Source organism: Salinibacterium sp. NSLL17 (assembly GCF_015864935.1).
Lineage (GTDB): Bacteria > Actinomycetota > Actinomycetes > Actinomycetales > Microbacteriaceae > Rhodoglobus.
This window is the reverse complement of record NZ_JADYWH010000001.1, coordinates 430,618-442,468: the sequence shown is the minus strand read 5'-3', so window position 1 is coordinate 442,468 and position 11,851 is coordinate 430,618. Positions and strand designations below refer to the sequence as shown.

Here is an 11,851-nt window from a genome sequence, read left to right as displayed (position 1 = left end):
GCGACCTCATAGGGTGCTTCGTGCCTGTGTGACCCGAGCGCGCCACCGGCTGTTAATCTCAAGGGATGCAGCCGCCTTGGACCTCCGATGGACCCGACCTTGTTGTGCACGGCGATAACCTGCCCGTGATCAGCACTTTGCCTGACGAAAGCTTCCGGCTGATCTACATCGATCCCCCGTTCAACACTGGGCGGACGCAGCGCCGTCAAGCCTTAACCACGCAACGTTCGACCGAAGGTACGCGCGTGGGCTTCGGAGGCAACAGTTACGACACGATTAAGGGAGTGTTGTATTCCTACGACGACACGTTCGCCGATTATTGGGAATTCTTAGAGCCACGCTTGCAGGAGGCCTGGCGCCTGCTCGACGACCGCGGCACCCTTTACCTCCACCTCGACTACCGCGAAGTGCACTACGCCAAAGTCGCTCTCGACGCTCTCTTTGGGCGCGAGAGCTTCCTCAACGAGATCATCTGGGCCTACGACTATGGCGCCCGTGCCACCAAGAAGTGGCCCTCGAAGCACGACACGATCCTTGTCTATGTAAAGAACCCGAAGAACTACTACTTCAATAACGAAGAAGTCGACCGCGAGCCCTACATGGCGCCCGGTCTTGTGACGCCAGAAAAGGCAGCCCGCGGCAAACTGCCGACGGATGTCTGGTGGCACACCATCGTGTCCCCTACCGGTAAAGAGAAAACGGGCTACGCCACGCAGAAGCCGGAAGGCATTCTGCGACGCATCGTTCAGGCATCCAGCCAGCCCGGCGATTGGGTGCTCGATTTCTTCGCCGGAAGCGGCACAACCGGTGCCGTCGCCCAAGCCCTCAAGCGTCGCGTGGTCCTCGTCGAACAGAATCCCGACGCGATCGCCATCATCACCAAACGGCTGTCAGAGGAGACGGTGTTCGCTAACATGAGCGCATGAGGAATCGTGACGAAATCGAATGCTGGCTCACCGACATGGATGGTGTTCTCGTTCATGAGAACCATCCCGTTCCCGGCGCCTCAGAGCTGCTGAAGCAGTGGCGCGATGAGAAGAAGCCCTACTTGGTGCTCACGAACAACTCGATCTTCACCCCGCGCGATCTGAGCGCCCGGCTCAAGGCGTCGGGTCTCGATGTTCCCGAGTCGGCAATTTGGACTTCTGCGCTCGCGACGGCTGACTTCCTGAAAGAGCAGATTCCGGGCGGCAGCGCGTTCGTCATCGGCGAGTCTGGCATCACGACCGCCCTTCACGAAGCCGGTTTCATCATGACGGAAACCAACCCCGACTATGTCGTGATTGGCGAAACCCGCAACTACTCGTTCGAAGCCATCACCAAGGCCATCCGCCTCATCGGCAACGGCAGCCGCTTTATTGTGACCAACCCGGATGCCACCGGCCCGAGTGCTGACGGCCCCTTGCCCGCAACGGGCGCGGTCGCCGCTCTCATCACCAAGGCCACTGGTCGGGAGCCCTACATCGTCGGCAAGCCGAACCCGATGATGTTCCGCTCGGCGCTCAACAAGATCGGCGCCCACAGCGAAACCACCGGCATGATTGGTGACCGCATGGACACCGACATCGTCGCCGGCATCGAGGCGGGTCTCCACACTGTTCTCGTGCTCACCGGAATCAGCGATCAGAAAGAAATCGACCGCTACCCGTTCCGACCCAACGAAGTTCTCGACAGCGTCGCGGACCTACTGAACTAGTTGGCCACGCACCGATCGCTCTGAACCGGCAGTCCCGGCCAGTCCCGGCCATCCCGCTATTCGGAGGGCGTTTGCGGTTGAGCGACGGATGTCGTGAGAGCGGCATCACCGGAGCGCGTCGCGAAGCAGTAGTAGTCGCGGTTTCCGGCATCCCAGTCGCTCGCGTTTGCAGCGAAGCTCGCCACGATTTCGAGGTTAGAGAATGATTGCGCCGCCGCGAAGTCGATCACAGCGTCCGTAGAGCAGGCTGTCGCTGTGCGTGATGCGAGCTCTTCTGCTTCTGGATAAGGATCCGACGCTGCATCCTCGAACAGGCCGATCGTGAGCAACTGCGCGGCGTGAGGCTGCGTGCAATCGATCACGGTGTACTCCTGCTCCCAGGCAGAAGCGAAGGGGTCAAGGCACTCGCCGCCGGCGAGTTCATTCCACTGATAGGTTCCCGGTGCTAGAGGGCCCACAACGGGAACAACGGCAGTAGCTGTCGCCGACGGGGTCGGCGAGGCAACCGCAGCAGGCATTACGGAGGGGCCGAGGCGAGTACCCGCCAAGAACAGTGCGACCAAGGCGAGCGCCGCGACCAGACCTCCGGCGATAGCCAGCCCGATCAATTGACCGCGCGGAATCGGCGGTCGAGGAGGCTGGGGAACCCGCGGTCGTGAAATGACCGCTGGCACCTGCGCGACGAGCGCCTGATCTTCGTACTCCACGAATTTGTCTTCACCGAAGAGGTCGCTCACGGCGTCGTGCTCGACAGATTCCGACTCTGCCGAGATGCCTTCGAGCGACTGCGCTCCCATGACTTCGGTCGCGCCTTCCAGCGATTGGTCAACCGACGCCGGCAGCTGAGCCTGTCGCCGAGTGGCGGCATCCATTGCAGCTGTCGGCAGATCAGCCGAACTGATCGCGGCGGTCGGCAGGTCGGCGATATCCATCGCGCCGGTCGGGAGATCGGAAATGTCCATCGCCCCGGTGGGGAGATCAGAGATATCCATGGCGCCGGTTGGCAGGTCTGCGACGTTGATTGCTTCGGTCGGCGGCGGCTCGATGAGAGGCTCGCGCGGAGGAACAACGGGATCGGCGGGCTGCGCAGAATCGGCAGAGTGGGCGGCCGCTGGTGACGCGGCAGGGGATGCTGGCGGCTGCACGGGAGGCTGTTCGCCCGGCATCGGCGGGAGCTTGAGAAGCCCAGGAACCTCGGGCGTTGCCGGCGGCGGCGTGCCTGGCGATGGCGTCATTGGCGGCAAAGGAACTTCAAGCGCGGTTGGCTGCGGAACAGCGGGGGCAACGAACGTTTCGGGATGCTCGGGAACCTGCGGAGGTGTGGGCGCCTGGGGAGCCGCAGGAGCCTGGGGGTGTTCGGGTGCCGGTGAGCTCGCCGGAACGTCAGAATCGGCGGGTTGTTCCGGGTCTACAGGAGTTGCCCGGGTGGGCTTGGGTGGCGATTCGGGCTCGGTCGGAGTGAGTCCCCAGTTGAAGGAGGACTCGCGAGGTTCCTGGTTGTCACCAGCGCCCGAGCCGTTGTCGCCAGAGGTCACGGAGTAAGCCCCAAATCACCAAGCCCGATCGCTGAAAAGTAGGGGTAGCCGGCGGCCTCGATGCGCTCCTTGGCGCCAGTGTCACGATCGACAACGACAGCAACGCCGGCAATGATCGCGCCGACCTTCTCGAGCGCCTCGATAGCGGCAAGCGGTGAACCGCCGGTCGTTGAGGTGTCTTCGAGAACAATGACGCGCTTGCCCTCGAGCTCAGGCCCTTCGACCTGACGACCACGGCCGTGATCCTTGGGCTCCTTGCGCACGACGAAAGCGTCGTAGGTGAGGCCGCGGGCCGCACCCTGGTGAAGAATCGCGGCGGCGATCGGGTCGGCCCCCATCGTCATCCCTCCGACAGCAACGATGTCTGGCACATCGGCGATGAGGTCAATCATGACCTGACCGATGAGCGGAGCGACGCGGTGGTCGAGGCTTACGCGACGCATGTCGACGTAGTAGGTGGCCTTCTTTCCGCTCGTCAGAGTGAAATCACCGTGGAACACGGCATCGGCGGAAATGTGCTCAATGAGCTGTTGCTTGGCGTCGGTCACGAGTACAGAATACCCATTGTCGCGGACCTCCTAGAGGATGGTCTCGCCGAAAACCAGCAAAGCACCCGAGATGGTGACGCCCACGAAGCCCAAGATGGCGAGGATTGTCGCGTTGCGGCGGTCGAGACGGTCAGCCTTTGCCGCAGCTTCGTCGAGAAGGATATCTTGCTGCATACGATGACTTTACGGGGCGAGGCCGCACCTGTCGTCGCCCAATGCGGGGGTAGACCTATTACCGTTGAAGCATGCTCATTGCCACCTGGAACGTGAACTCCATCAGAACCCGAGTCAGCCGCGTCGTTGACTGGCTGCTCCGCGAAGATATTGACGTACTGGCGATGCAAGAAATCAAGTGCAAGCCCGAGCAATTTCCTCTCGAAGCGTTCACCGAAGCGGGCTACGAGGTCGAGCTCCACGGCCTCAACCAGTGGAATGGCGTGGCCTTCGCGAGCCGCCTCCCCATGGAGGATGTCTCGGTCGGCTTCGAGACCCAGCCAGGGTTCGGCAAAGCGCTCGATGACGGCACAGTGCCGATCGAAGCGCGCGCTCTTGGTGTCACCATTGAGGGCGCCCGGCTGTGGAGCCTCTACGTGCCCAATGGCCGCGAGCTCGACAACCCGCACTACCCCTACAAGCTCGAGTGGCTCGCCAACCTCAAGACGCAAGCTGCTCAATGGATGCGCGACAATCCGGAACAGCCTCTCGCCCTGATGGGTGATTTCAACATTGCCCCCTTCGATCACGACGTCTGGGACATCGCAGCCTTCGAGGGCAAGACTCACGTGAGCGACGCTGAACGCGCAGCCTTCCGGGCCTTTGAAGAGGCCGGGATGATCGATACTCTCCGCAGCCGCAACATCGAGGGCTATACCTACTGGGACTACCAGCGCCTGCGGTTCCCTCGCGATGAGGGAATGCGCATCGACTTCGTGCTCGGTTCGCCCGCATTCGACGAACTCGTGACGGGCGCATCGATTGACCGCGAAGAGCGCAAGGGTGATGGCCCAAGCGACCACGTTCCCGTCGTCGTCGAACTCGCGATCGACACCGAGAACGACGACGATCGGCCCATGTTCCTCTAAGCAGTTCGTCTCAGCGGTTGCCTTAGCGGTTGCCTAAGCGCGCGGGTTAGCCGGCGTCAGGCTCCGACCGAGACACCTCGAGGCCTTCGCCGTTCTCGGCGAGCCCCACGAGCACGGTGTCACCATCGCGAATCTCGCCAGCGAGCAACGCCTTGGCGAGCTTGTCGTCGATTTCGCGCTGCATGAGTCGGCGGAGCGGTCGTGCGCCGTAGATGGGGTCGTAGCCACGCTCCGAAAGCCAAGTGCGAGCATCCGGGGTCACAGCAAGCTGCAGGCGACGATCGGTGAGGCGCTTGCCCAAACGGTCGATGTCGAGCTCAACGATCTGGCTGAGGTCATCGGTCGAGAGCGGCTGGAACACCACGATGTCGTCGAGACGGTTGATGAACTCCGGCTTGAACGATTTGCGTACGAGGTCATCGACGGCAGCCTTGCGGGCATCCCACGGCAGCTCTTGGTCAGTGATGAACTGGCTGCCCAAGTTGCTGGTGAGAATCAGGATGACGTTGCGGAAGTCGACAGTGCGGCCCTGGCCATCGGTGAGACGACCATCATCGAGCACCTGCAGGAGAATGTCGAAGACCTCAGGGTGCGCCTTTTCGACCTCGTCGAGCAGGATCACCGAGTAAGGGCGACGGCGCACAGCCTCGGTCAGCTGACCGCCCTGTTCGAATCCGATGTAGCCGGGAGGGGCACCGACGAGGCGCGAGACAGAGAACTTCTCTCCGTACTCGCTCATGTCGATGCGCACGAGAGCTTTCTCGTCGTTGAAGAGGTATTGCGCGAGCGCCTTCGCGAGTTCGGTCTTTCCGACGCCGGTGGGGCCGAGGAAGAGGAACGAGCCGGTGGGGCGGTCGGGGTCGGAGATTCCGGCCCGCGTGCGGCGAACCGCTTCGGAGACCGCTTGCACGGCTTCCTTTTGACCGATGAGACGCTTGCCGAGTTCCGCTTCGAGGTGCAAGAGCTTCTCAGTCTCGCCCTCGGTGAGGCGATCGACAGGGATGCCCGTCCACGCGGCCACAACGGCAGCAATGTCTTCTTCGGTCACTTGGTCATTGACCATGCGGGGGCCGGTTGGCTCGTTGCTTTCGGCGGTGACGAGGGCGCGTTGGATTGATGGGATCGTCTCGTACTCGAGCTTCGACACCTTTTGGTAGTCGCCGTCACGCATCGCGCGCTCGGAGGCAATACGAGCATCGTTGAGGCGAGTCTTCAGCTCACCGACGTCGGTCAGGCTCGCCTTTTCGAGCTTCCAGCGCCCTTCCAACTCGTTCAGCAACTTGCTCTGGCTGGCGAGATCTTCGCGGAGTTTCGCGAGTCGCGCCTTCGAGGCCTCGTCTTTTTCCTTCTTGAGAGCGTGCTCTTCGATGCGCAGGCGGTCAACAGCACGCTTGAGCTTGTCGATTTCAACGGGCGAGGAATCGATCTCCATCTTGAGGTGGCTTGCCGCCTCGTCGATGAGGTCGATCGCCTTATCGGGCAGTTTGCGACCCGAGATGTAGCGATTGCTGAGTGCTGCGGCCGCCACCAGCGCGGAGTCCGCGATGGTCACCTTGTGGTGGGCTTCGTAACGCTCCTTGAGGCCACGCAAAATCGCGACGGTGTCTTCGACAGAAGGTTCGCCGACGAATACTTGCTGGAAGCGGCGCTCAAGCGCGGCATCCTTCTCGATGTATTGGCGATACTCGTCGAGCGTTGTGGCACCGATCAGTCGCAGTTCACCACGGGCCAACATGGGCTTGAGCATGTTGGATGCCGCGACCGAACCGTCGCCACCACCCGCACCCATGAGGGTGTGAAGTTCGTCAATGAACGTGATGACTTGGCCGTCGGAGTCTTTGATCTCCTTGAGCACGGCCTTGAGGCGCTCTTCGAACTCGCCACGGTACTTGGCACCGGCGACGAGGGCAGCGAGGTCGAGGGAGATGAGCTGCTTGTCTTTGAGGGAGTCGGCAACGTCTCCGGCGATGATGCGCTGAGCGAGGCCTTCAACAACAGCCGTCTTTCCGACGCCGGGCTCACCAATGAGTACAGGGTTGTTCTTCGTGCGTCGCGTCAACACTTGACTGACACGACGAATTTCGGCGTCACGCCCGATCACGGGGTCGAGTTTGCCACTGCGTGCAATCTCGGTGAGATTTACCCCGTACTTTTCGAGAGCACTTTTTTGCTCTTCATCGGTACTTGGGGCACCCTGCATGTTCGCCATTTACAAACCCTCCACAAACTTGAGTTGAGATGACTCAACTTTATACCCGCGCGGTCTCTCGTGGCTAGGTGAACGCTGTGTACTTCGAGAGATCGACCAACAGATGAGAGACTTTTGGGGTGAACGCCGATTCCCGAGACGATCTCCACTCCTTTCAAGTGAACCTCACGGGAGTCGTTGACCTCCTGAGCAAGCACATCTATTCGAGTCCGCGAGTGTATTTGCGTGAGCTACTGCAGAACGGGCGCGATGCGCTGGCCGCCCGGGTTGAGCTCGACGGTGACGACGCGAGCCGCGGCATCCGCATCACTCCCCTCAGCGAGCACAACGACACATTCCAGTTTCAGGATGACGGCATCGGGCTCACCGCCGACGAAATGACCGAGCTGCTCTCGACCGTCGGGCGCTCCTCGAAACGCGACATCTTCGATCTGCCGCGCAGCGACTACCTCGGGCAGTTCGGCATCGGATTATTGAGCTGCTTCATGGTGGCCGACCAGATTGTGATTCAGTCCCGCTCCGCTCGCGGCTCAGCCCCAGTGGAGTGGATCGGCAATAGCGACGGCACGTTCAGCGTGCGCGAGTTGGAGGGCGACCTCCCCATCGGCACCACCGTCTCGCTCAAGCCGCGCTTCGATCAGCACGACTTGCTCGGCACTTCGACGGTGCTCGCCCTGGCTAAGACCTTCGCCGAGTTTCTGCCGGTGGGGGTTCGCGTTGACCTGCCCGGCGGCGGTGTTGAAACCGTCACGCACGATGCGCCGTTCCTCGATGCTCACACCGCCACGGCATCCGAGCTGCTGATCTACGGTCGCGAGTTGCTCGGCGTTGAGCCCTTCGCCGCCATTCCGTTGAGTGTGCCCGGCACCAGCACCACGGGTGTCGCCTATGTGTTGCCCCACTCGCCACCGCCAGGGGCTCGTCAAGCAAACCGCGTTTACCTTGGCCGGATGCTGCTGAGCGAGAACGTGGATGCGCTGCTACCCGACTGGGCGTTCTTCGTGCGCGTCGTGCTGAACAGCACTTCGCTCACCCCGACGGCAAGCCGCGAATCGCTCGTGGACGACGACATCCTCGAGCACACGCGGGCAGCAATCGGCACGGTGCTGCGACAGTGGGTGCTCGAAATGGCGGCCCGGCATCCGGCCCAGCTCAACGACTTTGTGCAGATTCATTCACTCGCTCTCAAGTCGCTCGTGATCCACGACGAAGAACTCGCGAAGTTCATCACTCCGTGGCTGAGCGTCGAAACCACGCTGGGGCGCATGACGATTGAGAGCCTCACGCGCGATCACACCCAGTTGCGTTACGCCGAAACGGTGGACGAATTTCGGCAGATCGCGAGCATCGCGAGCCCCGACCGTCCAGTGATCAACGGTGGCTATATTTACGACACCGAGATCGCCCGCCTGCTCCCCACTCTTGTCAACGGACTCACCGTCGACCGCGTGAGCGTGCTCGACGAACTCGACTTTCTCGAGGTGCCACCGCTTGACGCGCGCAGTGTCGTCGCAAAGCTCGAAGACCGTGCCAGCGCTGTGCTCGCGGATGCCGGCTGCGCTGTGATTGTGCGCGGCGTTACCGCCACCGACGTCACGGGCCTCTACCTCGCCGACCCCGAAGTCTTGCGTTCCATCGACCGTCGGGCGGCCCGCGAAATCAGTCGCCCCGGGTTGTGGAAAGACGTGCTCGGCAAAATGGATGCGTTCGCCGAGGAACGCCTCGCGAGCGACGGCACCAGCAAATCCCTCGCCCGCCTGTGCCTCAACTGGAACAACCCCGTCGTCGTCACCCTCTCCACCCTGAGTGATGACGCCGTCTTCTCCCGCACCATCGAACTGCTCTACGTTCAAGCCCTGCTCACCAGCCAACGCCCCCTCAGCGTGCGCGACCGCGCCATGATGACCAATTCCATGTCAGATCTGATCGCCATGAGTGTCGCACTCGGTGATTCCCTCCCAGAAAGTTCTTCCCTATGAGCGTCGCCCGCATCACCGAACTGTTCAGCGAGATCGACACGATGGCCTTCGGCCCCGAGGAACGAGCTCGCGTCGATGAGGCGATTGCGCTCGCGGTCGAACTGGGGGACGAAGAGTTGGAGTACCGTGCGCGCATTCGGCTGACGGCATCCGCGAATCAGCTTGGCGACACCGAAGCTCTGCTCTCCTCATTCGCGTGGTGCCTCGCCAAGCACGACGCTGACCCTGTGCGCTTTCCCGACGACGTGGTCGAAGGTGGTGCCGGGCTCATGTGGCAGTTCAAGTGGATCGCGACGACCCTCGCGAGCTCACCCATCTTCGGCACCGACGACATCTCCGGCGCTCTCGCCGACATGGAGAGCCACTACCGCGACGCCGGAATCGGCCAGAGCGGCGTGCTGACCTCCCAGTTCGCCACGGCCTGGCGTCTTGGCCAGCTCGACCGCGCCGAAGAATTGCGCGCCCAACTCGCCGTGACGCCCCGCGACGATTACAGCCACTGTGACGCCTGTGTGCGCAGCGATGCCAGCGGCTTCCTCACAGAAACCGGGCGCGACGCCGAAGCCATCGTGCTCTTCGACGAACTCATCGAAGGTGGCTACAGCTGCGGCGATGAGCCAGAAGCCGCCCTCTCGCGCGCCCTGCTCCCCTACCTGCGCGCCGGCCGCCTCGATGATGCTCGCGCCGCCCACTTTCGCAGCTACAACCTCGCGCGCGACAACGCCGACAACCTCAGCATCATCGCCAATCACTTCATCTTCTGCGCCGTCACCGGCAATGAAGCCCGCGGCCTGGCCATGCTCGAACGCCACCTCTCGTGGTTTGTGCACGACCAGCTCAACGCCGACGGCCAGTTCTCCGGTCTCGTCGCCGCTGGTGTGCTGCTCGACGCCGTGACCGCCGCCGGCTTCGGCGAGCAAGTTGTTCGCGGCGCCGAAAGCAACGAACTCACGGCACTCTTCGGAGAGCACGACGGCACCTGGACCGCCGAAGAACTTGCCACCGCCACGTGGGCTGCCGCGCGCCGGATCGGCGACCAATTCGACGAACGCGCCGACAACAACTACCGCGCCACGCGCATCCAGAAGGCTAAAAATCTCGCTAACGAGAACTATCCCCTCAGCCTCACGAGTGAAACTCTTGCCGCCCCCACTCCCGCCGACGCCGAACCGACGGATGCCGCCGGCTGGCTGCTGCGAGCAGAAGAGCTGACCGCAATTGGTTGGCTTCCCACCGCATTGCCCGCCGCGCGTAAGGCTGCGGAACTGGCAACGGGCACGGAGCGCACGGCTGCCCTCAGCACGTTGGTTGCCGGACTCGTGGCTACCGGCGATCTCGCTGCAGCCGAGGCTGCTCTCGCCGAACGTATCCCGGCTCTCCGTGAGCACGGCAACGAGGCGCAAGCGTCGCTCGAAGAGCTGCTCGGCCTCTCTCTGTTTGGTCGCGCCGAGCAAGACGATTTCGACAAACTGAGCGTCGCTGTTGGCGTCTCGGAGGAGTTGGCTCCCGCCCAGATCGCCGACATCGAGCTGTCACTGCTGAGCGTGCTGCTGCGCGGCGAGGAGCCCGATCTCGAGGCTGTGACGAAGCTCGCGGCGAGTGCACTCGTGCACGCCGAGGCTGGCGAGATGCCCCTGCTGCGCGCCCACGCGCTGCGGTATCTTTCCGATCTGGCGGCCACCGCTGGCGACACTGATCGCGCACTCGCGCACCTTGATGATCTGCTGGGGGCGACATCCAACCGCGGTGTTTTGGCTCACGCGCACGCGCTTCGTGCCCGCATTTTGGGCAGTGGCGGCCAGTTCGCTGCCGGTGCCGCTAGCGCGGATGCGGCGGCCGAATGCGCCAATGCAATCGATGCTGCTGGCCCGCTGCACGACACCACCATTCTGGCCGGACGCCTCTATGACGAAGCCGAACAGTTCACGGATGCCGCTGGTCGCTTCCGTCTCGGAATCCGCTATGCCGAACGCCTCGAGATCGAGACCGTAGGGGCGCGCTACGCCCTCGGCCGAGCGCTCGTGCGCGGCGGAGAGTCGGCAGAAGCCATCGAGCTTTTGCTCTCGCTGTTCGAAGAAGAGACTGCTGCGCAGGCCGCGCCCGGCAGCCGCGGCGAAACTCTGTTTTGGCTCGGGCACGGTTTCGCTGACTCTGGCGAACCGGGTTCTGCTGTTGGCACCTGGGAGACCGCAACGGAGCTGTACCTTGAGTCCGGAGACACCCAAAGCGCAGCACGGACTCTTGCTGACAGCGCGAGTGTGCACGCGCAACACGGCGACCACGAGACGGCCGCAACGTTGCTTGAGAATGCTGTGACGCATGCTCGCGCTACACCGGACGACCTCAACCTGCTTGTGCGCGTGCTGCACCAGTCGGGGCGCGCTCACGCCGAAGCGGGCAACGCCGCCGGCCTTGAGGCACTGGATGAGGTGCTGGCGTTGGCCGCCGAACACAACGCCGATTGGTTGCACGCCGACGTGACCGACTCGAAGGCACGCTCTCTCGCGAGCCTCGGCAAGCCGAAGGAGTCGGTGGCACTCGCACTCACAGCAGCGGATGAATACCGCGCGGCAGGCGATCCCGTTGCGGGTGCGAACTGCGAACGCTTCGTTGCCAACGTTTTGGCCGGCGAGGGGCGTCACGACGAAGCTGTGGCGGTGCTGCAGTCAGTGATGGAGCAAGCTGCCGACCACGAGCGCCTGCGTCAGATCACCGCGTTTGATCTCGCCGAAAGCCTTGACAAGCTCGGACGAACCGCTGAAGCAGCGGCCGCCCGAGCTCTCGCTGAAGGCGCGTAGGGCG

9 protein-coding genes are annotated in these 11,851 nt (G+C 62.9%); 5 read left to right on the top strand and 4 right to left on the bottom strand.

What is annotated here, in order from left to right; all coding sequences use genetic code 11:
- Positions 1-65 precede the first annotated feature (65 nt).
- Both I6E51_RS02170 and I6E51_RS02165 read left to right on the top strand, forming a co-directional pair.
- On the top strand, positions 66-926 hold the full coding sequence (locus tag I6E51_RS02170; RefSeq protein ID WP_197109293.1) for a site-specific DNA-methyltransferase: 861 nt from the start codon (positions 66-68) through the stop codon (positions 924-926).
- The gene (locus I6E51_RS02165) at positions 923-1,696 is read left to right on the top strand and encodes an HAD-IIA family hydrolase (protein WP_197106707.1); all 774 of its coding nucleotides are present in this window, start codon (positions 923-925) and stop codon (positions 1,694-1,696) included. The genes I6E51_RS02170 and I6E51_RS02165 overlap by 4 nt, the downstream gene beginning before the upstream one ends.
- A gap of 56 nt (positions 1,697-1,752) precedes the next feature.
- On the opposite strand, the gene I6E51_RS02160 is transcribed toward I6E51_RS02165, so the two are convergent.
- Genes I6E51_RS02160 through I6E51_RS02150 form a run of 3 tightly spaced genes read right to left on the bottom strand, consistent with a single transcriptional unit; the run spans position 1,753 to position 3,953 of the window.
- Positions 1,753-3,231 carry a septum formation family protein gene (locus I6E51_RS02160; RefSeq protein ID WP_307783765.1) on the bottom strand — a complete coding sequence of 493 codons (1,479 nt, stop codon included), beginning with the start codon at positions 3,229-3,231 and terminating at the stop codon, positions 1,753-1,755.
- Positions 3,228-3,779: an orotate phosphoribosyltransferase gene (pyrE, locus tag I6E51_RS02155; RefSeq protein ID WP_197106708.1), complete on the bottom strand. Its 552-nt coding sequence runs from the start codon at positions 3,777-3,779 to the stop codon at positions 3,228-3,230. The genes I6E51_RS02160 and pyrE overlap by 4 nt, the downstream gene beginning before the upstream one ends.
- Before the next feature lie 30 nt (positions 3,780-3,809).
- Positions 3,810-3,953: a hypothetical protein gene (locus I6E51_RS02150; RefSeq protein ID WP_197109292.1), complete on the bottom strand. Its 144-nt coding sequence runs from the start codon at positions 3,951-3,953 to the stop codon at positions 3,810-3,812.
- Positions 3,954-4,024: 71 nt separating this feature from the next.
- On the opposite strand from I6E51_RS02150, the gene I6E51_RS02145 reads away from it, so the two are divergent.
- Positions 4,025-4,861 carry an exodeoxyribonuclease III gene (locus tag I6E51_RS02145; protein ID WP_197109291.1) on the top strand — a complete coding sequence of 279 codons (837 nt, stop codon included), beginning with the start codon at positions 4,025-4,027 and terminating at the stop codon, positions 4,859-4,861.
- 46 nt (positions 4,862-4,907) lie between these two features.
- Here I6E51_RS02145 and I6E51_RS02140 read toward each other — a convergent pair whose 3' ends face one another.
- Complete coding sequence (locus I6E51_RS02140; RefSeq protein ID WP_197106711.1) at positions 4,908-7,070, bottom strand: ATP-dependent Clp protease ATP-binding subunit; 2,163 nt, start codon at positions 7,068-7,070, stop codon at positions 4,908-4,910.
- Between the two features lie 119 nt (positions 7,071-7,189).
- On the opposite strand from I6E51_RS02140, the gene I6E51_RS02135 reads away from it, so the two are divergent.
- Together I6E51_RS02135 and I6E51_RS02130 are read left to right on the top strand one after the other, a co-directional pair.
- A complete protein-coding gene (locus I6E51_RS02135; protein ID WP_197109290.1) occupies positions 7,190-9,049 on the top strand; it encodes an HSP90 family protein in 1,860 nt (619 codons plus the stop codon).
- On the top strand, positions 9,046-11,847 hold the full coding sequence (locus tag I6E51_RS02130) for a hypothetical protein (RefSeq protein ID WP_197109289.1): 2,802 nt from the start codon (positions 9,046-9,048) through the stop codon (positions 11,845-11,847). Before I6E51_RS02135 ends, I6E51_RS02130 begins: the two co-directional genes overlap by 4 nt.
- Positions 11,848-11,851 lie beyond the last annotated feature (4 nt).

Coding starts and splice junctions, on each gene's coding strand:
- I6E51_RS02165 (WP_197106707.1), top strand. CDS start 923: ATGAGGAATCGTGACGAAATCGAATGCTGGCTCACCGACATGGATGGT.
- I6E51_RS02130 (WP_197109289.1), top strand. CDS start 9,046: ATGAGCGTCGCCCGCATCACCGAACTGTTCAGCGAGATCGACACGATG.
- I6E51_RS02150 (WP_197109292.1), bottom strand. CDS start 3,953: ATGCAGCAAGATATCCTTCTCGACGAAGCTGCGGCAAAGGCTGACCGT.
- I6E51_RS02140 (WP_197106711.1), bottom strand. CDS start 7,070: ATGGCGAACATGCAGGGTGCCCCAAGTACCGATGAAGAGCAAAAAAGT.
- I6E51_RS02170 (WP_197109293.1), top strand. CDS start 66: ATGCAGCCGCCTTGGACCTCCGATGGACCCGACCTTGTTGTGCACGGC.
- I6E51_RS02145 (WP_197109291.1), top strand. CDS start 4,025: ATGCTCATTGCCACCTGGAACGTGAACTCCATCAGAACCCGAGTCAGC.